21 protein-coding genes are annotated in these 22162 nt (G+C 72.9%); 13 read left to right on the top strand and 8 right to left on the bottom strand.

Annotated elements, in window-relative coordinates:
• The first annotated feature begins 359 nt into the window (after positions 1-359).
• Together ACWGDE_RS09255 and ACWGDE_RS09250 are read left to right on the top strand one after the other, a co-directional pair.
• Positions 360-1025 (top strand): TetR family transcriptional regulator, encoded by a 666-nt coding sequence (locus tag ACWGDE_RS09255; RefSeq protein WP_453388370.1) that lies wholly within the window; start codon positions 360-362, stop codon positions 1023-1025.
• Between the two features lie 2 nt (positions 1026-1027).
• A complete protein-coding gene (locus tag ACWGDE_RS09250) occupies positions 1028-1711 on the top strand; it encodes a CGNR zinc finger domain-containing protein (protein ID WP_453388369.1) in 684 nt (227 codons plus the stop codon).
• Here the strand turns inward: ACWGDE_RS09250 and ACWGDE_RS09245 are convergent.
• Entirely contained in the window at positions 1611-3227 is a 1617-nt protein-coding gene (locus tag ACWGDE_RS09245) for a cation:proton antiporter (RefSeq protein ID WP_453388368.1), read from the bottom strand. The genes ACWGDE_RS09250 and ACWGDE_RS09245 overlap by 101 nt on opposite strands.
• Positions 3228-3639: 412 nt before the next feature.
• Here ACWGDE_RS09245 and ACWGDE_RS09240 point away from each other — a divergent pair, with 412 nt between their 5' ends.
• Together ACWGDE_RS09240 and ACWGDE_RS09235 are read left to right on the top strand one after the other, a co-directional pair.
• A complete protein-coding gene (locus tag ACWGDE_RS09240; RefSeq protein WP_453388367.1) occupies positions 3640-4476 on the top strand; it encodes an alpha/beta fold hydrolase in 837 nt (278 codons plus the stop codon).
• Positions 4469-5023, top strand: a complete 555-nt coding sequence (locus ACWGDE_RS09235) for a TetR/AcrR family transcriptional regulator (RefSeq protein ID WP_453388366.1) — start codon at positions 4469-4471, stop codon at positions 5021-5023. Before ACWGDE_RS09240 ends, ACWGDE_RS09235 begins: the two co-directional genes overlap by 8 nt.
• Here ACWGDE_RS09235 and ACWGDE_RS09230 read toward each other — a convergent pair.
• From ACWGDE_RS09230 to ACWGDE_RS09220, 3 genes are all read right to left on the bottom strand, one after another.
• A complete protein-coding gene (locus ACWGDE_RS09230) occupies positions 4998-6080 on the bottom strand; it encodes a HEAT repeat domain-containing protein (RefSeq protein ID WP_453388365.1) in 1083 nt (360 codons plus the stop codon). The two genes, ACWGDE_RS09235 and ACWGDE_RS09230, sit on opposite strands and share 26 nt — an antisense overlap.
• A gap of 313 nt (positions 6081-6393) precedes the next feature.
• Complete coding sequence (locus ACWGDE_RS09225) at positions 6394-7986, bottom strand: acyl-CoA carboxylase subunit beta (RefSeq protein ID WP_453388364.1); 1593 nt, start codon at positions 7984-7986, stop codon at positions 6394-6396.
• A 138-nt stretch (positions 7987-8124) separates the two neighbouring features.
• Positions 8125-8952 (bottom strand): AfsR/SARP family transcriptional regulator, encoded by an 828-nt coding sequence (locus tag ACWGDE_RS09220; protein ID WP_453388363.1) that lies wholly within the window; start codon positions 8950-8952, stop codon positions 8125-8127.
• Between the two features lie 282 nt (positions 8953-9234).
• On the opposite strand from ACWGDE_RS09220, the gene ACWGDE_RS09215 reads away from it, so the two are divergent.
• The 4 genes from ACWGDE_RS09215 to ACWGDE_RS09200 all read left to right on the top strand — a co-directional run bounded on the left by ACWGDE_RS09215 (position 9235) and on the right by ACWGDE_RS09200 (position 13740).
• Positions 9235-9462, top strand: a complete 228-nt coding sequence (locus ACWGDE_RS09215; RefSeq protein WP_453388362.1) for a hypothetical protein — start codon at positions 9235-9237, stop codon at positions 9460-9462.
• Entirely contained in the window at positions 9459-11702 is a 2244-nt protein-coding gene (locus ACWGDE_RS09210) for a TOMM precursor leader peptide-binding protein (RefSeq protein ID WP_453388361.1), read from the top strand. The genes ACWGDE_RS09215 and ACWGDE_RS09210 overlap by 4 nt, the downstream gene beginning before the upstream one ends.
• A 151-nt stretch (positions 11703-11853) precedes the next feature.
• Entirely contained in the window at positions 11854-13101 is a 1248-nt protein-coding gene (locus ACWGDE_RS09205; protein WP_453388360.1) for a sensor histidine kinase, read from the top strand.
• Between the two features lie 30 nt (positions 13102-13131).
• Positions 13132-13740, top strand: a complete 609-nt coding sequence (locus tag ACWGDE_RS09200; RefSeq protein ID WP_453388359.1) for a response regulator transcription factor — start codon at positions 13132-13134, stop codon at positions 13738-13740.
• Between the two features lie 14 nt (positions 13741-13754).
• On the opposite strand, the gene ACWGDE_RS09195 is transcribed toward ACWGDE_RS09200, so the two are convergent.
• From ACWGDE_RS09195 to ACWGDE_RS09180, 4 genes are all read right to left on the bottom strand, one after another.
• Entirely contained in the window at positions 13755-14990 is a 1236-nt protein-coding gene (locus tag ACWGDE_RS09195; protein WP_453388358.1) for an acyltransferase domain-containing protein, read from the bottom strand.
• 43 nt (positions 14991-15033) lie between these two features.
• Positions 15034-16767 (bottom strand): fatty acyl-AMP ligase, encoded by a 1734-nt coding sequence (locus tag ACWGDE_RS09190; protein WP_453388357.1) that lies wholly within the window; start codon positions 16765-16767, stop codon positions 15034-15036.
• Positions 16768-16951: 184 nt separating this feature from the next.
• Positions 16952-17161 (bottom strand): acyl-CoA carboxylase subunit epsilon, encoded by a 210-nt coding sequence (locus ACWGDE_RS09185; RefSeq protein WP_453388356.1) that lies wholly within the window; start codon positions 17159-17161, stop codon positions 16952-16954.
• Positions 17162-17331: 170 nt separating this feature from the next.
• On the bottom strand, positions 17332-17952 hold the full coding sequence (locus ACWGDE_RS09180) for a hypothetical protein (protein WP_453388355.1): 621 nt from the start codon (positions 17950-17952) through the stop codon (positions 17332-17334).
• Positions 17953-18116: 164 nt separating this feature from the next.
• Here ACWGDE_RS09180 and ACWGDE_RS09175 point away from each other — a divergent pair, with 164 nt between their 5' ends.
• The 5 genes from ACWGDE_RS09175 (at position 18117) to ACWGDE_RS09155 (ending at position 22145) form a co-directional block, all read left to right on the top strand.
• Positions 18117-18350 carry a hypothetical protein gene (locus ACWGDE_RS09175; protein WP_453388354.1) on the top strand — a complete coding sequence of 78 codons (234 nt, stop codon included), beginning with the start codon at positions 18117-18119 and terminating at the stop codon, positions 18348-18350.
• A gap of 54 nt (positions 18351-18404) precedes the next feature.
• Entirely contained in the window at positions 18405-20147 is a 1743-nt protein-coding gene (locus ACWGDE_RS09170; protein ID WP_453388353.1) for an acyl-CoA dehydrogenase, read from the top strand.
• Positions 20148-20182: 35 nt separating this feature from the next.
• Positions 20183-20452, top strand: a complete 270-nt coding sequence (locus tag ACWGDE_RS09165) for an acyl carrier protein (protein ID WP_453388352.1) — start codon at positions 20183-20185, stop codon at positions 20450-20452.
• Entirely contained in the window at positions 20452-21273 is an 822-nt protein-coding gene (locus ACWGDE_RS09160) for a 4'-phosphopantetheinyl transferase family protein (protein WP_453388351.1), read from the top strand. The genes ACWGDE_RS09165 and ACWGDE_RS09160 overlap by 1 nt, the downstream gene beginning before the upstream one ends.
• 77 nt (positions 21274-21350) lie before the next feature.
• Positions 21351-22145 (top strand): thioesterase II family protein, encoded by a 795-nt coding sequence (locus ACWGDE_RS09155; protein WP_453388350.1) that lies wholly within the window; start codon positions 21351-21353, stop codon positions 22143-22145.
• Positions 22146-22162 lie beyond the last annotated feature (17 nt).

The raw sequence follows: 22162 nt of genomic DNA, 5'->3' as shown, positions 1-22162 counted from the left end.
CACCACCCGTCGGCCGTCCCTTCCGGGCCGGATCGGCCCGCGGCCCCTTCCCGGCTGTCCCCGGGGAGGGCGACCCGGCGGGCGCCGCACCTCTCCCCCCACGTTCCACGGAGGTGTTGAGCGGTCTCGGGGAAGTGGGGTGCGTTTCCGCGCCGCCCGGCACGGCACCTCGCCGCACTGCCGCATCACCCGAGTACGTCCAGTACGCGGGAGATGCGGCAGCACGCCGAGGCACCGCACCGAACGACGCGGAAACGCACCCCACTTCCCCGAGACCGCTCAGGCGCCCGGTGCCGCGGGCCGGCCCGGTCCCGAAGGGACGGCCGGCGTCTCCACCCCCCTACGCACGAGGAGCGCCCATGGCGCAGCAGGAAAGGGCCGAGCGGACGCGCCGGGCTCTGATCAACGGTGCCGCCGAGGCCATCGATCTGTACGGCTACGAAGGGGCTTCGCTCGCCGTCATCTGTACCGCCGCGGGCGTGACCAAGGGCGCCCTGATGTACCACTTCCCGGCCAAGGACGACCTGGTCAGAGCCGTGCGGAGCGAGGCCCGGCAGACGACCGCCGCGGCACTGGACTCCGTACCGCGCGCCGGGATCCGGCCGCTGCAGGCCGCCGTCGACATGACGCACGTGGTCGCGGGGCGGCTCGGCCACGACCACGTCGCGCGCGCGGGAGCCCGGCTGACCCGGGAGTTCCCGCACTACCCGGACGCCGCCGGCTCGTGGACGGAGCCGGTGCGCGCCGAGCTGGCCGCCGCACTGCACGGCGCGGCCGACCCCCGGGAGATCGCCTCCCAGTTGGTGTTCTCCCTGATCGGGATGGACGTCTCCCTGCGGGCGGAGGACCTGCGGCCGGGCCGCTCCTGTCGCCCGCTGCGCCGCCACGTGACCCGGCTGTGGCGGCTGATCCTGCCCGGGATCGTCGCCGGGCCGCACACCGCGGAGCAGTACCGGGCCGAGGGCTCGTCCCCGACCTGCGCCTTCTCCGTACCAGCAGCCGTGATACCCGGACGACGGAGGTGACCATGCGGGATCCACGCCCGCTGACCGGTGAGCCGCTCAGCCTGGACCTGCTCAACACCCTTTGGCACGACCGCTACGGGCGGCACGACCTGCTGGATTCCCTGGCCGGTCTCGCGCTCTGGCTGGGCGGTTCACGTGCCGCCCCGCTCTACGTCAGGGGCGAACTGCGGGCCGACCCGGCCACCCTCGCCGCGGCCAGGGAGGCGCGCGCGGCGCTGGCCGGTGTGGTGGGCGGGGGCGTGGCGGGAGTGGGTGGTGGTGGCGGCGCGGCCGTGGCCGGGCCTGTTGGTGTGGCCGGTGCCGGTGCCGGGGCCGGGGCCGGTGCCGGGGCTGGTGCCGGGTCCGCGGCGGTGGCCGGGCGGGGAGCCGGGACGGCCGCCTTCGACGCCTTCAACCGGCTCCTCGACGGGGGCCGGATCCGCCGCCTGCTCACCCCGGCAGGCCCCGTCGAACGCCTGGAGGCCCCCGACCCGGCCCGCCTGCTCGGCCACCTCGCCGCAGCCGACTACCTCCGGCTGCTCAACACCGCCCCCGAACGGCTCCGCACCTGCGCCAACCCGACCTGCGGGCTGCGCTTCCACGACGTCAGCCGCAACGGCACCCGCCGCTGGTGCTCGAGCACGGGCTGTGGGAACCGGGCGAAGGCGGCCCGCCACTACGCGCGCCGGACGGCCCGGGCTTCCTGAGGCCCGGGCGGTCCACGCCCAGGAGGCGCAGCAGGGGAGTGGTCATCGCTGTGGTGATCAGGGCCACGAGGGTGAGGACCCCGAGCAGCCGCCGGTCGATGACACCCGCCTGGTAGCCGATCTGGATGACCACCAGCTCGGTCAGGCCCCGGGCGTTCAGGAGCACCCCGAGGGTGAGCGCCGGCCGCCAGGCCATACCGGTCAGGCGGGCGCACAGGGCGGGTCCGGCGATCTTGGCGAGCACGGCGAGCGAGAGCAGGACCGCGAGGGCACCGGCCGTACGGGCGTCCCAGCGCAGGCCCGCCAGATCGGTCGTCAGGCCGAAGCCGAAGAAGAAGAACGGCAGCAGCACGGTCCGGGCGGTCGAGGTCAGGCCCGCGGCGGCTTGGGAGGCGGGGCCGGGGGCGGCGGCGGTGCTGTCGGGGGTGCCGGCGGTGCCGGCGGTGCTGTGGGCGGTGCCGCTGTCGACGGGGTCACCGCCGTCGGCCTCGCTCCTGCCGGCAACGGCGGCGGCGGGGGCAGCGGCGGCGGGGGCAGCGGCAGTGGCGCCAGCGGCTCCGACGGGCCAGGCCAGGCCCACCAGGAGCGCGCCGATCAGCTGGTGGACACCGAGGGCGGCCGTCAGCGCGGACGCGCCGGTGACCGTGACGACCAGCAGCACGGTGAGCGCGGCCACCGGGTACGCACGGTCCCGGCCCGCCCGCGCCCACCGCCGGAGCCCGCCGCGCACCGGGCCGAGGAGCAGCAGGGCCACGGCGGCCACGCCCACCGCCGAGACCGCAGCCCCGCCCGCCAGAACGGCAGTGAGCACCAGCCAGCTCCCGCCGTCGCCGACCGCCGCGGCGAACAGGGCGAGCCGCCCGGGCTCGGTCCGGGTGAGGTCCAGGTCGGTGAGGATCCGGGCCAGCACCGGCAGGGCGGTGATGCTCAGCGCGCAGCCCACGAACAGGACGAAGGACAGCGGGTCCGCGCGGGGCCCGGCGAAGCCGAGCAGTCCGGTGGCGGTGACCGCTCCGACCGCGAACGGGACGAGCATCGACGCCTGGCTGACCAGCACGGCCCGCGCCGCCACCCCCCGGAACCCCTGCCCGGCCAGCTCCTGCCCGACCCCGAACACGAAGAGCACCAGGCCGAGTTGGGCGAGCCCGTCCAGGAGCCGCAGCGAGGGGGCGGGGAACAGCCAGGCCGTGGCGTCCGGCGCGTACCGCCCGAGCAGCGAGGGGCCGAGCGCCAGTCCCGCGCAGATCTCCCCGATCACCGGCGGCTGCCCGGCCCACCGCGCGATCCGGCCGCCGAGGTGGGCCGCCGCGAGGATGACCGCCACGGCCAGGAAGAAGTGCCCCGCGGCGTCCAGCCGCGGCCCCGACCCCGCGGCTTGCGAGCCCCCGCCCGCAGCACCCGTACCGCCCGAGACCCCACCGTCCGACCCCGCCAGGACCGAGACCACGCCCCCGACCACGACGAGGGGCAGGACGCCCCCGACCCCCACGGCCCCCCAGGCCCACCGGCTGCGCATGGCGCCCTCCCCTGAGCGTCGGCCCCCAGTGTCACCACGAAGGCACCACGCACGTCGAGTGGGCCCGGTTCAGCCAAGATCCGCCTTCTCGGCCCGGCCGGCGTTTGAGGCGCGGGCTCCGCCGCGCACTGGAGCTTGACCGAAAGGAACGGTGTCGCCGCGGCCGGTTCGCGTGCCCGTAGCACGGTCACGCTCGGCGCCACCGGTGCCATCCATGCCGCCGCCGGGGCGGGTGGTGCGCCGGCGGTCCTGCGAAGAGAACCTCATCCGCGGCGAGGCCGTCAGGGCTCAGGCCGGCGCGTGGGCCCAGCTCGCCGTGGGAGGGGTGGGTTGACCCCTGAAGCTAATGGGGTTAGCTTTTAGGAGACAGGCATTAGCCTACGGGTGTGGGTAACGGGTTCGGGAGGCAGGCGTGACGGAGTTTCTGGGTATCGAGGGTGGGCGGATCGCCTACGAGGTTGCCGGGGAGGGGCCGCTCGTCGTGCTCGCTCACGGGATGGGGGACAATCGGGGGGCCTATCGGGAGAGTGCCGCGCTGCTCGTCGCCGCCGGGTATCGCGTTGCCGCCACCGATCTGCGGGGGCACGGGGAATCGAGCACCGGCTGGGCCTCGTACACCCGTACCGACGTCGCCGGCGACCTGCTCGCCCTGATCCGGCACCTGGGCGGTCCCGCCGTCATCGTCGGGCACTCCTTCGCCGGCGGCGCCGCCACCATCGCGGCGGCCGAGGAGCCCGGGCTGGTCCGCGCGGTCGTCGAGATCGGCCCCTTCACCCGGGCGCAGAAGATCGACTTCGGGGCCCTCGGGTCCAACGCCCGCTACCGCAAGGGCATGCTCCTCCTCATGGGCACCGGCATGCTGCGCAGCGTGGGTCTGTGGAAGCGCTACCTCGGCCACGCCTACCCCGGCGTCCGCCCCGCCGGCTTCGCCGGGCACGTCGCCGCGCTGGAGGCCGATCTGCGTCGGCCCGGCCGGATGGCCGTCGTCGCCAAGATGGGCATGTCCGCCCCCACCGACGCGGGCGCCCGCCTCGGCGACGTCCGGTGCCCCGCGCTGGTCATCGAAGGCACCCTCGACCCCGACTGGGCCGACCCCCGCGCCGAGGGCGCCGCCATCGTCGCCGCGATGCCCGAGGGGCGCGGCCGCCTGGAGATGGTCGAGGGCGCGGGGCACTACGCCCACGCGCAGTTCCCCGCCGAGACCGTCGCGGCGATCGTTTCCTTCCTGAAGGGGGCTGAAATTGCCTAGGGCTTCGTTGTCCGCCGACGCCGTGGTCGACGTGGCCCTGGGGCTCGTCGACGAGGAGGGTCCCGCGGCCCTGACGCTCTCTGCGGTCGCCGGGCGGGCGGGCGTGGCCACGCCCTCCCTCTACAAGCACGTGCGCAGCCTCGCCGAACTCCGCGACCTGCTCTCCGCGCGGATCATGAACGAGCTCGCGGACGAGGTGGGCGGGGCCGTCCTCGGCCTCTCCGCCGACGACGCGGTCCGCGCCTTCATGACCGCCTGGCGCGCCTACGCCCAGCGCCATCCCGGCCGGTACGCCGCCATGCCGCAGTCCCCCGAACCCCACACGGCCGAGGCCGGCCGGCGCCTGGTCGGCATCCTCCTCGCCACCCTGCGCGCCTACGGGATGGAGGACTCGGCGGCCATCCACGCGGCCCGCTGCCTGCGCGCCACGGCCCACGGCTTCGTATCCCTGGAGACCGGGGGCGGCTTCGCCCTCCCCGAGGACCTGGACGAGAGCTACGCGCTCCTGACCCACATGGTCATTACGGGCCTGCGCACCGCCCAGTGACACTGATGCCGGGCCGTGCCGGGGGCCCCGCCCCCGGGACCTCGGCCGGGACCGGCTCGGCCGGGACCTCGGCCGGGACCGGCTCGGCCGGGGCGAGGTCGGCCGAGACCAGTTCGGTCGCGCGCCCGGGGTCGCCGCCCGCGCGCGCGAGCAGGGCCTCCGCGTCGTAGTGCGAAGGGTCGGGGGAGGCGGCGAGGCTCAGTGTGAGATCCCAGCCGTAGAGCTCCGAGGAGACGGCGGCGTCCAGGTCGGGGCGGAGCCGGTGCAGCGCGCACACCAACTCCCAGGCTCCGGCGTCGCGTTCGGCCCTGCTCGCCGGATCGCACGCGTTCACGGCGGCGGCTACCCCGGCGTCCCCGGGCTCGTACTCCAGCAGCGCGGGCAGCAGCTCGGGGACGCCCAGGATCCGCGCCGCGTCGAAGGTGTGGACGTGCGCGCCGTCGGGGTGCGCGAGCAGCTCGGCCAGCAGCGGGACGGCCCGCGGGTCGTGGCGCCGGGCGAGCCCGCGGACGCCCTCCTCGCGGACCTCGCGGTCCTCGTCGCCCGTCCGCTCCCAGAGCGCCGAGCGGATCTCGGGGCCGTCGGCCTCCAGCTGGAAGCCCAGTACGAACGTCGCCAGGTCGCGGACCCGCGGGTCCGCGTCACGGGTCAGGGCGAGGAGCGTGCGGACGGCGTCCGCGTCCGGCGGGCAGCCGGCGACCCCCGTGAACGCGCCGGCCACCTCCTGGCGCACCCGGTCGTCGGGATGTTCCGCGAGGGCGACGAGCACGGGAACGGCGCGCCCGTCGGCCGTCCCGCCGAGCGCGCACGCCAGGGCGCGCAGCACCCGTACGTCGGTCTCGTGACCCGCCAGGGCGGCCAGCGCGGTCGCCACCCCGGCGCGCACGGACTCGTCCCGCTCGCCGGCCCGGCCCAGCAGGACGCAGCCGCGCTCGCGTGCGGCCGGATCGCCGCTGCCGATCAGCCGCAGGCCCTCGCCCGTGGGATCGATCGCGGGATCACCTGCGGGATCGGCCGGTGCGGGATCGGCCGGCCGCCCTCTCGTACCCGTTTCCATTCGGGCATTGTGGCTGAGGGGATCCGCACGTGCCCACCGCATTTGCCGGCGCCGTTCCGGGAGAACACCGCGAGATCATTCATGAATTTTCCCGCTCGGCCCCGCCCTTCGGTGCCCGAATTTTTACCGCGAGGTCTCGAAGCCATTGCTGGGGGAAGAACTCCTGGAGCCCGGAGTTCGCATCGCTGAATATCGTTCAAAACACCTCGCCCACCGGACTCGTCGAGCGCGGCGAACGCCCCGGAGGCGCAAGGGGCCGCGATTCCGGTTCCGTTTTCAACCAAACCGGAACCGCGGCCCGTGCGCCGCCGGCTCACACCGGCTGGTTGCCGTGCTTGCGCTCCGGCAGCGACGCGTGCTTGGCCCGCAGCATCGCCAGGGAGCGGATCAGGACCCGACGGGTCTCACCCGGATCGATGACGTCGTCCACGAGCCCGCGCTCAGCGGCGTAGTACGGATGCATGAGTTCGGCCTTGTACTGCTTGACCAGACGTTCCCGTGTCGCCTCGGGGTCGTCGGACGAGGCGATCTCCTTGCGGAACACCACGTTCGCCGCACCTTCCGCACCCATCACCGCGATCTCGTTGATGGGCCACGCGAAGGCCAGGTCGGCCCCGATGGACCGCGAGTCCATGACGATGTACGCGCCGCCGTACGCCTTGCGGACGACCAGCGAGATCCGCGGCACCGTCGCGTTGCAGTACGCATACAGCAGCTTCGCGCCGTGCCGGATGATGCCGTTGTGCTCCTGGTCGACGCCCGGCAGGAAGCCGGGCACGTCCACGAGCGTGAGCAGCGGGACGTTGAAGGCGTCGCAGGTCTGGACGAACCGCGCGGCCTTCTCGGAGCCGTGGATGTCCAGGACGCCGGCCAGGGCGGACGGCTGGTTGGCGACGATGCCCACCACGTGTCCGTCGAGCCGGGCGAAGGCACACACGACGTTCTGCGCCCAGGCCTCCTGCACCTCGAAGAACTCGCCGTCGTCGACGATCTCCTCGATCACCTTGCGCATGTCGTACGCCTGCCCCGGGTCGGCCGGGACGATGCCCGCGAGGGCGTCGGTACGGCGGTCGGCGGGGTCGTCGCCGCGCACCACCGGGGGCAGTTCGCGGTTGTTCTGCGGGAGCAGCGAGAGCAGGTAGCGGACGTCCTCGAGGCACTCCTCCTCGGTGTCGTACGCGAATCCGGCGACGCCGGAGACGGAGGCGTGCACGTCCGCGCCGCCGAGGCCGTTCTGGGTGATCTGCTCACCGGTCACCGCGCGGACCACGTCCGGACCGGTGATGAACATCTGCGAGGTCTCGCGGACCATGAACACGAAGTCCGTGAGGGCCGGGGAGTACGCCGCGCCGCCCGCGCACGGGCCGAGCATCACGCTGATCTGCGGAATCACCCCCGAGGCGCGGGTGTTGCGGCGGAAGATGCCGCCGTACCCGGCCAGGGCCGAGACGCCCTCCTGGATACGGGCGCCCGCGCCGTCGTTCAGGGAGACCAGCGGGGCGCCGGCCTGCTCGGCGAGGTCCATCACCTTGTGGATCTTGGCGGCGTGGGCCTCTCCGAGTGCGCCGCCGAAGACGCGGAAGTCGTGGGCGTACGCGAAGACCGTCTTGCCGTGCACCAGGCCCCAGCCGATGACGACGCCGTCACCGTGGGGCTTGCGGTGCTGGAGGCCGAAACCGGTCGCCCGGTGCCGGCGCAGCGGCTCGATCTCCGTGAAGGTGCCCTCGTCGAAGAGGAGATCGAGCCGTTCGTAGGGGGTCAGTTTGCCCTTGGCGTGCTGCCGCTTCGTCGCCTCTGGATCCGGACCGCGGCTCACCTCGTCCTTCAGCCGGTTGAGTTCTGCGGTGGACCGGTGCAGGCTCGGCGAAGGAGCGAGCGTGGTCAGCAGTTCGTCGAAGGTCGTCATCGGCCCAAGCTAGGAACGACCCCTCAAAAGCAGTGGCCACGCCCCCTGGAGCCTCGCTCGACCGGCACTGCGGGCGGCGCCTGCTACCGGCCGCCGCTCCCAGTCCTCGCTCCCGCTCCCCGGCCGAAGCCGAAGCCGCTACTCGGCCACCGCGACGGGCTGGAGCACCCGGGGTACGGCGGTCATGACCGGGTCGACCTGGTCCAGATCGCCCGAGAGCACGGCCTGGTGCAGCTGCTGGAGCGGCGCCGACGGCTCGAGCCCCAGCTCGCGCACCAGGGACCCCCGCAGCCTCTGGTACGCCTCGAGAGCCCGCCAGCCCCCGCCCGCCCGGTGCAGGGCGCGCATCAGCTGTCCGCAGAAGCCCTCGTGGAGCGGATGACGGGCCGCCAGCACCCGCAGCTCCGGGATCACCTCGGCATGGCGGCCGAGCCGGATGTCCGCCTCGATGCGGCGCTCCAGGGCGGCCGTGCGCTCCTCGTTGAGCCGCAGCACCTCGAGTTCGAGCACGGACCCCGCCCGTACGTCGACCAGCGCGGGCCCCTGCCACAGTGCGAGCGAACGGCCCAGCAGGTCGGACGCGGCACGGTAGTCGCCCATGTCGTAGGCGGCCCGGCCGTGTCCGGCGAGCCTCTCGAACTCGTGGGCGTCGACCTGGCCCGGAGCCACCTGGAGCAGGTACCCGCCGAACTGGGTGACGAGGATGTCCTTGGCGTCGAGCATCGGATCCCCGTCGAGCGCGGCGCTGATCTTCCGGCGCAGCTGGAGGATGTACGTCTGCAGCGTGGTGGCCGCGCTCCGGGGGATGTCCTCGCCCCAGATCTCCTCCATCAGCGTGGGTACGGTGACGACCCGCTCGGCGTGGAGGGCGAGCAGCGCGAGCAGCTGCCTGGGCTTAGCGGCGCTCGGAACCACCGAGACGCCGCGCTCGTGGACGGCGAGCGACCCGAGTACTTTGATCTCCATTTGCGTGCTCCCCCTTGTCGGGCCACGGCCGCCGGCCAAACCCTGCGACGACCCTTTGGAGTCAGGTAAAGCAGACTCGCAGCCGGGGAGCGTTCCGGCCCAGTGAGGCACACATGACCCGAATCATGAAAATTTCATAGGTGGCCGGTGACGGGTGCACTGCCGGTCCCATGAGGTCCCGCCCCAGACTCTCGACCCAGACAGACGCCAAAGCAGCACCGTTCGTCACAGGGGGAAGACATGATCGTGGACCAGGACCTTTTCCGATTCGCGGATCGAGCCATGAGCACCGGACCCCGGCCGACACCCGGCGAGAGCTTCGACAGGGACCTCTCCTGGGCCCTGCTGGAGTTCGGCCTCGCGGCCGACGCCGCCGACCGGGCGGTCGGCGCGACCCTCTCCATCGACGACCTGAGCGCCGCCGCCTCCCGTGTCGGCAGCGCCGATTGGTGCGTCAACCCCTGCTTCTGCGGCATGGGGAGCCCCCTCGCCGTCCAGGCTGCCGCATGACCCCGATACAGGAGCCCTCGGCGGGGCCCTTCGTCGCCTTCAAGCGCCATGTCAGAGCCGAGGCCGTACCGGGCGAGGCCGCGTTCGTCCTGTCCGACCAGGGCGTGACCGTCCTGCGCGGCGGCGGCATAGAGAACCTCGTCCCGCTGCTCGACGGAAGCCGCACGCTCACCGAGTTATTGAGGGAAGCCTCCCGGAGCATGCCGGTCGCCGACGTCGGCCGGGCGCTGCGCAGCCTCGTGGAGGCCAACCTGGTGGGCTACCGGCCCACCGCCGACCTGACGGGCGAGGACACGGCCCTGGCCCAGGCCTACTGGGACCGCGCCGGCCTCGACGGGTACGAGGCCTCGGCCGAGGTCGGCCGGGCGCAGGTGGCGGTGATCCCGGTCGGCGGGGTCGACGCCGGCGCGGCCCGCGCCGCCTGCAACGCCTCCGGGCTCAACGCGGTGAACGAGTACGCGGCGGCTCCCCTGACGCTCGTGGTGTGCGCGGACTACCTGGACCCGGAACTGCGGGCGGTGGCGGCCCGGCTGCGCATCCAGCGCCGGACCTGGCTGCTGGCCCGGCCCTTCGGAGCCGATCCCTGGACCGGACCGTTCTTCGGCCCGGACGACGACGGGCCCTGCTGGAGCTGCCTGGCCCACCGGCTCTCCGAGCACCGCGTCAGCGAACTGCCCGTACAGCGCGCGCTGGGACTGGACGGACCCGCCCCGCGGCCGGCCCCGAGCCTGTCGGCCGTACGTTCCCTGGGACTGCACAGTGCCGTGCTGGAGATCTCCAAATGGCTCGCCGGACTGCGCTACCCGGAACAGCGGGCGGTCTGCGTCCTCGACAGCCTCAACCTGAGCACCGCCCACCACACCGTGCTGCGCCGGCCGCAGTGCCCCGACTGCGGGGACCCCACGCTGGTCGCCGAGCGGACGAGCCGGCCCGTGACCCTGGTGTCCCGGCCGAAGGCCGAGGGCTCGGGCAGCAACGACCGCGCGATCTCCGCCGAGGGCATCCTCATCGAGAACCGCCGCCTGATCAGCCCGGTCACCGGAATCGTCACCAACGTCCGTCAGGTACCGGGACTGCCCGACGGACTGCACGCCTACGACTCCGGCCACAACCTCGCCCTGCGCGGGCACTCGCTCGCCGGGGTGCACGAGGTGCTGCGGGCCCGCAGCGGAGGCAAGGGCGTGACCGCCACCGAAGCGCGGGCCAGCGCCCTGTGCGAGGCGGCGGAACGGTACAGCGCCGTTCGGCAGGGCGACGAGCTCGTCATCCGGGACACGCTGACGGGCCTGGGGGACCAGGCCCTGCACCCCAACGCCTACCAGCTGTTCGACGAGCGGCAGTACGCCGACCGGGAACGCTGGAACGCCGCCCACTCGCCCCTGCACCGGGTCAGCGAACCCTTCGATCCGGCGGCCGCCACCGACTGGACGCCGGTCTGGTCGCTCACCGCGGGGGTCCACCGGCTGCTCCCCACCTCCACGCTGTACTTCGGCACGGGCACGGGCACGGGCACCCGCGGCGACGGCCTGTGGTCCGACTCCAACGGCAACGCCGCGGGGGGCAGCATCGAGGACGCCGTCGTCCAGGGCGCCCTCGAACTCGTCGAGCGCGACGCCGTGGCCCTGTGGTGGTACAACCGGCTGCGCCTGCCCGCCCTCGACCTCGACGCCTTCGACGAGCCCTGGCTGGCGACCACGCGGTCCGCGCTGGAACGGGCCGGCCACCGGTTCTGGGCCCTGGACCTCACCTCGGACCTCGGCATCCCGGTCGTGGCGGTGGTGTCCCGGCACGAAGACGGCCCGGCCGACGAGTTCCTCTTCGGGTTCGGGGCTCACTTCGACCCGCGCCTGGCCCTGCGCAGGGCGCTCACCGAGATGGTGCAGATGCTCCCCGGGCGCGGCGCCGCCACGCCCCTGCCCGGCCAGCCGCAGTTGTTCCCCGATCCGGGGCAGAGCGCGCGTACGCCCGCTTCCTGGCCGTACGCCGTACGCCGCGCGGACCTCCTCGAAGACGTCCAGCACATCCAGACGGTGTTCGAGTCCCACGGAATGGAGCTCCTGGTCCTCGACCAGACGCGGCCGGACGTGGAGATCCCGGTGGTCAAGACGCTCGTCCCGGGGTTGCGTCCGTTTTACGCCAGGTTCGCGCCGGGCAGGCTTTTCGACGTACCGCACAGTCTCGGTCAGCGGGACACGGCTCTCACATTCGGCGAACTCAATCCGGTTCCCCTGCCCCTGTAGGCCGGGCAGGACTGTCTGTTACCTGTCCTCTACTCGGCGCGCTCGGCATATAGTGCGATCTCAGACTCTCCCGAAATGCGTACTGAGGAGTGAGCATATGACGGGCCGTTTCCGGACTGCGGACAACGACCTAGCTCAGGGCACGGGACAAGTGGAAAGTTTAAGTCCGGACAAGCGTGGGCGACTCTCCGACGTCCTGGCACCGCGTCTCGCGCAGGGCATCGTGGTCACCGTCCTGTCCGGGTACGGAATCATGACCCTGCTCAATGTCGAATTCGCCCTGCGCGGCCGGACCCGAGAGCTCCTCGTGTGCGCGGCGGGCGTCCTCGTCCTCTACGGATTGCAGCTCGTCCTCACCTCGCCCCGGGCCCGGCGCTGGTCCACCAGCCGCAAATGCGCGGCCCTGGCCGTCCAGTTCGTCCTCACCTTCTTCCCGCTGGTCTGGCTGGACACGGTGTGGGGCAGTGTCGCGGGGCCGCTCTGCGCCTCGGTCCTGCTGCTCCTTCCGCCCCGCGTCGCCTGGCCCGGCTTCGCGGTCATCATGGCCCTGGTGCTGGGCTGGGGGGTGCACCTCGGCGGCGGAACCGTCCTCGACTTCGCGTACGTGGGCACCTCCACGGGGCTGACCGGACTCGTCGTCTACGGCCTCACCCGGCTCACCGACCTGGTCCACGAAGTGCACGAGGCCCGCGCCGAGATGGCCAGAATGGCCGTCACCCAGGAGCGTCTGCGATTCGCCCGGGACCTGCACGACCTCCTCGGCTACAGCCTTTCGGCCATTTCCCTGAAGTGCGAACTGATCCAGCGCATCGTCGTCACCAACCCCGACCGGGCCCGCGACGAGGTCGTTTCCGTCCTCGGGGTGTCGCGCCAGGCGCTCGCCGACGTACGGCTCGTGGCCAGCGGCTACCGCGACATGTCGCTGGCCGCCGAGGCCGAGTCCGTGGTCAACGTCATGGCCGCGGCCGGCGTCCGGGCGGAGGTCGACATCGACTGCGGACGGCTCCACCCGCTGGTGGACACCGTGCTGGCGACCGCCCTGCGCGAGGGCGTCACCAACATCCTGCGGCACAGCAAGGTGCAGTCCTGCACCATCAAGGCGATGATCGACGGGGAGGACGTGGAGCTGGTCCTGGAGAACGACGGAGTGGACGCCGTCCACAAGTCCGACTCCGTCGACCGCGGCAGTGGACTGGGAAACCTCGAAGCCAGGCTCACGGTGGTCGGGGGACGGCTCACCTCCGGCGTGCAGCCCCACGGCCGGTTCAGGCTGACGGCGAGGGCGCCGCTGAGGCCGGTCGCACCCGACCCGGCGGAACCCGCCGCGCCACCGGAGTGCCCGAACGCCGAGGGTGCCGGCGCCACGAACGTACGGGTACTGGGAAGACGAGCCGTCTGATCCGGCAAGCTGGGAACGGGGGAACAACCAATGCTGTCGCTGCTACTCGCCGAGGACGTCCACATGGTCCGCGGCGCTCTCATCGCTCTGCTCGAGCTGGAGCCCGATTTCCAGGTGGTCGCCTCCGTCGACCGGGGTGATCTCGTCGTGCCCACCGCGCTCGAGACCAACCCCGACGTGGCGATCATCGACATCGACCTGCCGGGGATGGACGGCCTGACCGCCGCCGCCGAACTGCGCGAACGCCTCCCGTCCTGCCGCACGCTGATCCTCACCAGCCTCGGCAGGCCCGGAACCCTGCGCCGCGCGATGGCCGCCCGGGTCTCGGGGTTCCTGCTCAAGGACTCCCCGCCGGCCCGGCTCGCCCAGGCCGTGCGGGCCGTGGCCAACGGGCAGCGGGTGATCGATCCCGATCTCGCGCTCAGTGCCTGGGAGGCCCTGGACAATCCGATATCGCCCCGCGAGACGCAGGTGCTCCGGCTCGCGGCCCGCGGCGCCGACGCCGGTGAGATCGCCGAACAGCTCTTCCTGACCGAGGGCACGGTACGGAACTACCTGACGGCCATCGTCGACAAGCTCAACGCCCGCAACCGCATCGATGCGATCCGGATCGCCGAGGAGGCCGGCTGGATCCCCTAGCGCGCCCCGCGCGCTCACCCCAGCGCCAGCGGTCCCGCGTTGAGGGCGGAGAGCACACCGGCCAGGTCCACCGCGTTGGTCTCCGGGCCGCGGCACACCGCGAGGCAGACGGGCCCCCGCGAGCCGGCCATCCGCCGTACGAAGGGCATCAGCACCGCCTTCGGGCCGATCTCCACCACATGGCTCGGGGCCTGCTGCGCGAGCATCTGGCGCGCGGCGTCGGCGAAGCGCACCGGCGAGGTGATCTGCGCCGTCCAGTACGCGGCGTCCAACGGCTCCTCGATGCGCCGCCCGTAGACCGTCGAGTAGAACGGCACCTTGGGCGCGGCCCCGGCCAGATGACGGGCCGCCGCCTCGAAGCGCGGGGTGACCGGCTCCATCAGCGGGGAATGGAAGGCGTGCGTCACCTGGAGGAAGGCGCTGGAGATGCCGATCGACGCGAGGCGGTCCCGCACCCGCTCCAGGCCCTCGATCTCGCCCGAGAGCACGGTCGCGCGCGCCGCGTTGAACGCCCCGATCGTCACGCCCGGCTCCTCGGCCGTCGCCTCCGCCGCCTCGAAGAGGTCCGCGCAGGTCGCCATCATCCCGCCGCCCGTGGGGAGGTACTGCATGTACATACCGCGAAAACAGATCAGCCGCGAGGCGTCCTCCAAGGTCAGCGCCCCGGAGACCACGGCGGCCGCGACCTCCCCGATGCCGTGCCCCAGCACGGCGACCGGACGCACCTCCAGTTCCTCCAGGAGGGTCATCGCCAGCGCGTACTCGATGGCGAACAGCGCCGGCTGGGTCAGCGCGGTCTGGTGCACCCGGGGGTCCCCGGACAGGATCAGCTCGGTCACCGACATGCCGAGGTACGGGGCGATCGCGGCGTCGGCCTGCGCGAGGTGGTGGCGGTACCCCGAGAGGTGCTCGTGCAGCTTGGCGGTCATCCGCGGGTGCTGGGAGCCCTGCCCGGTGAAGACGAACGCGGCGCGCACCTCCCCGGAGCGCCGGCTCATGCCGTCCTGCATGGCCAGGAAGCGCGCCAGATCGCGGATCGTGGGGTACGCCCAGATGTCGGCGGGGTCCAGCAGCGGGCCGAACCGCGCCTCGATGTCGCCGTACAGACCGAGCAGGCCGATCGAGTCGAGGCCCCACTCGGACAGCGGTTCGTCCTCGGGCACCTCCCGCCCCACGTATCCGCCGATCGTCTCGGCAAGCCAGGCTGCGAAGACCCGCTCGTCGGGACCGCCCGCTGCGTCCGCGTTCACGTCCAACTCCCATCCGGCTCGAGGGCCGTACTTCCCCGTGCCCCTAGTGCGACGGCTCGGCCAGTACTTTCAGTTCGTTGTCGAGGTGCTGGTAGAGGGGCCGGATACGGCCGTTGAGGAACAGCCGGCGCATCGCCGTCCGCTCCACCTTGCCGCTGGTGGTGCGCCGCACCGTCCCGGGCCGCACGAGCAGGACCCCGCTCACCGAGACGTCGAACTCCTCGGCGATGCGGTTCTGGACGCCCTTGGCGATGGCTTCGAGGTCGAGCGCGTAGCGCTGGTTCGTACGCAACTCCTGTACGAGCACGATCCGTTCGCGCTCTCCGGGTACGGCGAACGCCGTTCCCGTGCCGAACAGGGCGCTGATCTGCTGCACGGTGTGCTCGAGGTCCTGGGGGTACAGGTTGCGGCCGGCGACCACGATCATGTCCCGCAGCCGGCCCGTCACGTGCAGGTTCCCGTTGTGCATGACGCCGAAGTCCCCGGTCCGCAGCCGGCCGACCAGGCCGTCCGCGGAGACGTCGAAGCGTTCGGCGGTGGCCGCCCGGTCCCGCCAGTAGCCCTGCGCGACCCCCGGCCCCGACACCCATATCTCGCCGACCCGGCCCTCCGGGAGCACCTCCAGGGTGTCCGGGTCCACGATCAGGAGCTCGGTCGCGCTGTCGGGCGTACCGCTGGACATCAGGGTGCGCACGGGCTTGCCGGGCCGCGGGTCGCGCATCCGGCGCTGCTCCAGCGCGTCGGCGTCCACGGTCACGGGTTCGCCGTCGGCGGGCCCGCCCGCCACCAGCAAGGTGGCCTCGGCCAGGCCGTACGCGGCGCGCATCGCCTCGGGGCGCATCCCCGCGGAGGCGAACCGGTCGAGGAAGGCCCGGCGGGTGTCGGCGCACACCGGCTCCCCGCCGGAGACGGCGATCCGCCAGCCGGACAGATCGATCCCCTCGAGCTGCTCGTCGGTGACCCGCCGCACGCACAGGCCGTACGCGAAGTCCGGCGCGCCGCTGACCTCGATCCCGTACCGGCTTATGGCCTCCAGCCAGCGCACGGGGCGCCGCACGAACGCCTCGGGCGAGATCATCACCGAGGTGCCGCCGAGCCACAGCGGGTGCAGCAACTGGCCGACGAGGCCCATGTCGTGGTGGAGCGGGAGCCAGCCGCCGACCCGGGAGCCCGGACCGGTGCCGAGCATCCGCCTCAGCGCCTCCTGGTTGGCGAGCAGATTGCCGTGCGTGACGACGACCCCGCGCGGGTTGCCGGTGGACCCGGAGGTGTACTGGAGGTACGCGACGCTGTCGCGCCCCAGTTCGGGCAGGCGCCACTCGGGGTGCTGCGGCACGGAGTCGGCGGCGAGGCAGGGGATCTGGCCCTGCCCCTGGTCGGCCAGCATCCGGGAGATCCCCGGGGCCAGCGCGGCGTCGGTCAGTACGGCGCAGGGAGCCGACTCCTTGAGGATTCCGGCCACCCGCTCCTCGTGGTGGCTGCGGCCGCCGGTCGCCGGGACCGGCACGGCGATGGCGCCCGCGTACAGACAGGCCAGGAAGGACACGGCGAACTGGTGGCGCGAGGCGTGCAGCAGCATCACCCGCTCCCCGGCGGCGCCGCGCTCCTGGAGCCAGCCGGCGAGCCCGCGCGCGGAAGCGTCGAGCGAGAGGTAGGACACCGATACGGCCCGGCCGGTCTCGTCGCTGTCCGGCGCGAGGACGAGCGCCTCGCGGTCTGGTGTCTGCCGGACTCTTTCGAGCATCAGTTCGGTGAAACTGCGGTAGTCGTCGGTCATTTCCGGGTCCCCCTGGCAATGTCTGGTGGGCGCAGCGGGCACGCCCTTTGCCGTGGGTGCCGCGCTCCCGCCCGGAGCAGGAACGTAGGTGCGCCCTCTCGAAGGACACTCGACCCTCGCTGAGGACGCATCGCCGTCGCAGGGACCCGTCGGCCGTCGATCCGGTCGCCCGTGGGTCCCGAACTCAGGTGTGGTTCGTCCAGCCGACCCGGGGACGCAGGCGGCGCCGGCCGCCCCAGGGCGCGGTCGCCGCCGCGTCCTCCTGTGCCTCGTCCCCGTCCGGGGCCGCCCGCAGACAGGCGCACAGTACGGCCGTCAGGGCCGCGAGTTCCTCGGCGTCCGGCTGCCCGCGAAGGACGGTGAAACGAGGCTGCGCATCGGTCGGCTCATCCATGTTCCGATGCTGCTCCGGCCCGCTCGCAGGGGGCTCGTACGCGGGTGCCGTCCCGGGGGAGGCCCGCAGGAGCGGCGGGGGGGCGCCGGGGGAGTCCGGAGCGAGTACGGGAGGAGTTCCGCTGGAGCCGGGCCGCGCGGCACACCGCGCGGGGGGCGTGGGGCCCGCCCTCACGCCATCGGCAGGAGCCTGGCCGTCTCTTCCTGGATCTGCGCGGAAGCCCCCAGCTTCGCCAGCCGGTCCGGATAACCGACGCCGCGGCGCACGCGCTCGCAGGCCTCGGGGTCCAGCCACCACAGCAGCCCGGTGTAGGTGCGGGGGGCGGTGGCCGAGCGGAGCAGGTCGCTCCCGCCGAAGCCGCTGTCCGGTACGCACTGCCCGACCAGGGACCCGAAGTCGAGCTCGAACCGCTTCGGATCGCCTTCGAGGCAGGCGTGGACCAGCACGAGGTGCGAGGCGTCCGAGATCTTGCTGCGGACGGCCATCCGCCCGACGGTGACCATCAGTTCGGAGGAGGTGTCCGTTCCCGAGCCGAGGCCCTGCAGCTGCGTCAGCGATTCACCGGTTTCGTGCCCGACCTGGAGCAGGCGGTCCAGTGAACTCCACCGGTCCAGGTGCAGGTAGCTGCCGGGACGGTCGGCGCAGGCGGCGGTGACGAGTTCCTCGAACCCCTTGGCGGACCGCCGGTGGCGTGCGTACGCCACGAGCGCACGTTCGAACGAGGAGGGATCGCCCGTCGTGGTCAGCCGCTCCATCAGCGTCACCTGTCGGCCGCGCTCTGTCTGGGACATCGGCCGGCCCTCCTCCTGTTCCCTACGTGCGGAACCTCTGTGCATGTCAGCACGGGTCGCTTGAGTTCGACTTGAGCGCGGGTGCGCACGAGGATTGTTTGAGGCCCTGCCGAGGCGCGGGGACGACCGTGGTCCTTCCCTGCAAACAGAGGAAGGACGCGACGATGTCCGCTTCGAGAGCCCCCGCTCCCCCTTTCGTCCACATCGTGGTCCGGCGGCTCCTGCTGCCGGTGTGGAACGCCTTGGTGGCGTACGGATCCCTCTGGCTTCCGGCCGACCAGTACCGCCTCCAGTACATCCGGGGCGGGGCTGTCCCCCCGCCCCCCTGGCAGGAGTCGGTTCCGGTCGGTGGCGCCGACGGGATCCACCCTGACCTGGAGACCTTGAGGGCCTCTTGAGCCGCGCCGGTTAAGCAGAGTCCCGTGGGCCGCATGCTGAGGACGGAGAGAGCCATGACGACGGTGACGAACAGGGCGGATTCCTCGGAGGCCGCCGTTCAGGAACGCATCGCACGACTCGAGCACGAATTCGGGGATCTCGAGGATCCGGGAAACCCCCTCGGCGCCGAGCAGTTCCTCGCCGCCGACGACCGCGGCCGGCTGCTGCCCGCCGCGGAACGGCTCCTCGACCGGTTCGGACTCAACGCGGAGTTCGTGCCGCGCGAGCTCGGCGGCAGGCTCGACCGGCTGGACGCGCTGTCGCGCGTGCTGCGCGCGGTGTTCCGCCGCGACGCGGCCCTCGGCCTCGGCTACGGGCTGACGTCGTACATGGCCTCGGTCGTCGTCTGGGCCGACGGGACCCAGGAACAGCGCCGGGACACGGCGGAACTCCTGCTGGCCGGCGGCCGGATGGCGTGCGCCTATCCCGAGCCGCCGCAGGGCAACGACTTCCTGGCCAACCAGCTCACCGCACGGCCGGACGGCGGGGGTTTCCTGCTGTCCGGCCGCAAGGAGGCCCTCAACAGCGCGGCGTCCGCGCAGGCGCTCGTACTGTTCGCGCACACCCCGGGCGCCGCGCGGGGGGAGCTCAGCGCCTTCCTCATGCCGGGCCCCGACAGCCCCGGCGGCGCGAACCTCGGCCTGCTGCCGCGGCGCAGGACCGTGGGCATCCGCGGCTGCGTGGTCCAGGGGCTCGAGTTCGACGAGCACCGCCTGGAGCGCGAACTGCTCATCGGGGCGCCGGGCTCGGGCGCCCAGCTCGCCGAGCGGGCCTTCCCCCTGACCCGCAGCACCGGCCTGTCCATGGCCCTGGGCTGTGCGGACACCGCCCTGCGCACGACGACGGCCTTCGCGCGCTCGCACCGCTCCCGCAGCCGGGCCTCCCTGCACACGGCCCGTACGCGCACCGCCCTGGTGGACGCCTTCACCGACCTGCTCATCAGCGACTGCGTCTCGCTCGTCACGACCCGGTCGGTGCACCTGCTGCCCGCCGAGAGCCGGCTGCTCGGCGCGGTCGCCAAGTACCTGCTGCCGACCGTCCTCAACGAGGCCGTGTACGACCTCTCCATCGTGCTGGGAGCCGAGTCCTACGCCAGGAGCGGCAGTTACGGCACCTTCCAGAAGACGGCGCGCGACCTGCCGATGATCGGCCTCGGCAGCGCGGGCACCGCCTCCAGCCGGGCGGTCATCGTCGGCCACCTGCTGCGGCTCGGCGAGGTGGCGCCCCGCGCGGACGACGAAGCCCCCGCCTCCCTGTTCCGGCCCTTCGACGCGGACCTGCCCGGGTACCACCACGAGGGCCCCCTGCCCCCGGTCGGCAGCGACTCCCTGCTCGCCTCGCTCCTGTGCTCCGCGCGCCACGCGGCGTCCGCGGGCGGGGAACTCGGGGAGGTCCTCGCGGAGTCCACTGCCGTGCTCACCGAGCAGCTGCGCGTACTCCTGTCCTCCTGCGCCGATCTGGCCGGACAGCCCCGGGGACACCCCGTGAGCCCGCGGGCGTACGCCATGGCCGACCGGTACGCGCTGATCGTCGCGGGCGCGGCCTGTCTCGGCGTGTGGCGCCACCACCAGGACGGCTCCGGCTTCCTCGCCGACCCCGTCTGGGCGGCGATGGCCGTGACCCGGATCGCGGGCCGGCTGGACAAGTCCGCGGCCAAGATCATCACGCTCGGCGAGGAACACCTGCTCGCCGAACTGCTGCACCGCTTCGACGACGCCCGCAGCTACGACCTCTACTCGACCGCCATCGGCAGCTGAGCAGCCCCCGCTCCCAGACCTCCCGGAGAGACGACATGAGCAATCCCGCTGTGGTGAACGCGGTGTGGGACGAGATCGAACGGGTGCTGGGCCGGCTGCCGTCGGCGCGGCCGGCCGTCCTCGACCTCCACCTCCAGGACGACCTGGGCCTGGACTCGGTCATGGTGATCGAGCTCAAGTGCCGGCTGGAACTGCGCTACCCCGCCCTGCGGGACCTGCCCCTGCCCGACGTGATGTCCGGCGCCTCCACCTTCCTCCAGCTCGCCGACCGTGTGGAGCGCCTCGCCGGGCTCCCGGTGTCCTGATGGGCGCCGCGGCGAACCCGGTGATGAGCCCGCTGCGCCACCGCGGGCCGGCGCACTCCTGGGACCCGGTACGCCGGGAGATGGCCGACCGCGGCACCTGCGTGGTGTACGCGGCCGTCGACGACTGGCTGCCGCCGGACCTCGACTCGCCGGACCTGGCCGCCGACCTCGGACCCGACCACCGGCGCATGCAGCAGATGACCCACGTGCAGAACCGGTCCCGGTTCGTCGCCTCGCGGCTGCTGCTGAAGTCCGCCGCCGGCGCGGTCCTCGGCGCGCGGCCCAGCGAGCTCGAACTGGCCTACAAGATCGGCGGGCGCCCGCACCTGCGCGGCATCGACCAGCTGGACGTCAGCCTCAGCCACACCGAAGGCCTGCTGGTGGTGGGCATGAGCAGGTACGGCCGCATCGGCGTGGACACCGAGTCCGAGGACCGGCGGATGCTCGGACTCGGCACGGAACGCCAGGTGTGCACCCCGTACGAGCTCGAGGCGCTGGAGGAGGTCCCCGAGGAGCAGCGCAACCGCGAGCTGGTGCGGCTGTGGACGCTCAAGGAGGCGTACAGCAAGGCCATCGGCCAGGGCCTGCGCTTCCGGTTCACCGAGTTCGGCTTCGGACCGCGCGACCAGCGGGTGCAGATGCTGCGGCCCGACGGCACCCCGGGCACCGGATGGGAGTGGTCCTTCCACAGCTGGCAGACGGTGGAGTCCTACACCGTCAGCGCCGCCCTCTACGACCCCGGCTTCGACGAGAGGGACGGATCCAGCGGCGTACTACCCCTGCTGCCGGTGCTCGACGACCCCCGCTCCAGCTGGAATTGAGCCACGGGCGAGGTGGGGCGGTGACCCTCTGATCCCGCAGCTGACCAAGCGGTCATCGAGGGGAAGGGGAGTTTCGGGTGCATCGTTATCTCGCGGTACGTCCACCGGCCGCCCCGGGCGGCATCCGACTGTTCTGCTTCCACCACGCGGGCGCCGGCGCCATGACCTTCGCGGGGTGGCGGCGCGCCGTCGGACCGGGCGTGAGCGTCCTGCCCGTACGACTGCCGGGCCGCGAATCCCGGCTGCGGGAACCGCGGATCACCGACGGGGACCAGCTGATCTCGGAGCTCGACGAAGACCTCGGGGAGCTCCTCGACGGCCCCGAACCGTACGCCTTCTACGGGCACAGCCTCGGCGCGATGGTCGCCTACCGCTTCGCGGAGCACCGGGTGCGCACCGGGCGCCGCCCGCCCCTGATGGTGATGGCGGGGGCCAGCCCCGCACCCCATTTGCCGTCCGCGGTGCTCGACGGTGCCCGAGCCCTGCTCCCGGACGCCCCCGACGAGGAACTCGTCAAGGCGCTCGGGGACGAGGGCAGCCTGCCGCCCGAACTGCTCGCCCGGCCCGGCTGGCTGGCCATGACCTTGGACACCCTGCGGTCCGACCTGCGGCTCGCCCGCAGCCTGCGGTCCGCACCGGTCCACCCGCTGCCCTGCCCCCTGACGGCCTTCGCCGGAGCCGACGACCGGATGGTCGCCGAGGCCGAGGTCGCCGCGTGGCGGGACTGTACGACGGCGGGGTTCCGGATGTGGACCCTGGCAGGGGCCCACTTCTTCGTACGCGGAGCCGAACTGCCCCGGCTCGTCGGGGAAGCGCTGACCGCCGTGTCAGCGAACGGCCCGGTCTCGCCGCTTCCGCCGGTGGCGAGCTGAGCCGCCCCGGCGGCCAG

Source organism: Streptomyces sp. NPDC054956, assembly GCF_053609185.1.
Note: the sequence above shows the minus strand (reverse complement) of the source record. Positions and strands in the feature narration are given on the sequence as shown.

What these genes read in the sequence shown, in the direction of transcription:
- ACWGDE_RS09255 (WP_453388370.1), top strand. Translation starts at nt 360, where the DNA reads ATGGCGCAGCAGGAAAGGGCCGAGCGGACGCGCCGGGCTCTGATCAAC.
- ACWGDE_RS09250 (WP_453388369.1), top strand. Translation starts at nt 1,028, where the DNA reads ATGCGGGATCCACGCCCGCTGACCGGTGAGCCGCTCAGCCTGGACCTG.
- ACWGDE_RS09245 (WP_453388368.1), bottom strand. Translation starts at nt 3,227, where the DNA reads ATGCGCAGCCGGTGGGCCTGGGGGGCCGTGGGGGTCGGGGGCGTCCTG.
- ACWGDE_RS09230 (WP_453388365.1), bottom strand. Translation starts at nt 6,080, where the DNA reads ATGGAAACGGGTACGAGAGGGCGGCCGGCCGATCCCGCACCGGCCGAT.
- ACWGDE_RS09225 (WP_453388364.1), bottom strand. Translation starts at nt 7,986, where the DNA reads ATGACGACCTTCGACGAACTGCTGACCACGCTCGCTCCTTCGCCGAGC.
- ACWGDE_RS09220 (WP_453388363.1), bottom strand. Translation starts at nt 8,952, where the DNA reads ATGGAGATCAAAGTACTCGGGTCGCTCGCCGTCCACGAGCGCGGCGTC.
- ACWGDE_RS09215 (WP_453388362.1), top strand. Translation starts at nt 9,235, where the DNA reads ATGAGCACCGGACCCCGGCCGACACCCGGCGAGAGCTTCGACAGGGAC.
- ACWGDE_RS09210 (WP_453388361.1), top strand. Translation starts at nt 9,459, where the DNA reads ATGACCCCGATACAGGAGCCCTCGGCGGGGCCCTTCGTCGCCTTCAAG.
- ACWGDE_RS09200 (WP_453388359.1), top strand. Translation starts at nt 13,132, where the DNA reads ATGCTGTCGCTGCTACTCGCCGAGGACGTCCACATGGTCCGCGGCGCT.
- ACWGDE_RS09190 (WP_453388357.1), bottom strand. Translation starts at nt 16,767, where the DNA reads ATGACCGACGACTACCGCAGTTTCACCGAACTGATGCTCGAAAGAGTC.
- ACWGDE_RS09185 (WP_453388356.1), bottom strand. Translation starts at nt 17,161, where the DNA reads ATGGATGAGCCGACCGATGCGCAGCCTCGTTTCACCGTCCTTCGCGGG.
- ACWGDE_RS09180 (WP_453388355.1), bottom strand. Translation starts at nt 17,952, where the DNA reads ATGTCCCAGACAGAGCGCGGCCGACAGGTGACGCTGATGGAGCGGCTG.
- ACWGDE_RS09175 (WP_453388354.1), top strand. Translation starts at nt 18,117, where the DNA reads ATGTCCGCTTCGAGAGCCCCCGCTCCCCCTTTCGTCCACATCGTGGTC.
- ACWGDE_RS09170 (WP_453388353.1), top strand. Translation starts at nt 18,405, where the DNA reads ATGACGACGGTGACGAACAGGGCGGATTCCTCGGAGGCCGCCGTTCAG.
- ACWGDE_RS09165 (WP_453388352.1), top strand. Translation starts at nt 20,183, where the DNA reads ATGAGCAATCCCGCTGTGGTGAACGCGGTGTGGGACGAGATCGAACGG.
- ACWGDE_RS09160 (WP_453388351.1), top strand. Translation starts at nt 20,452, where the DNA reads ATGGGCGCCGCGGCGAACCCGGTGATGAGCCCGCTGCGCCACCGCGGG.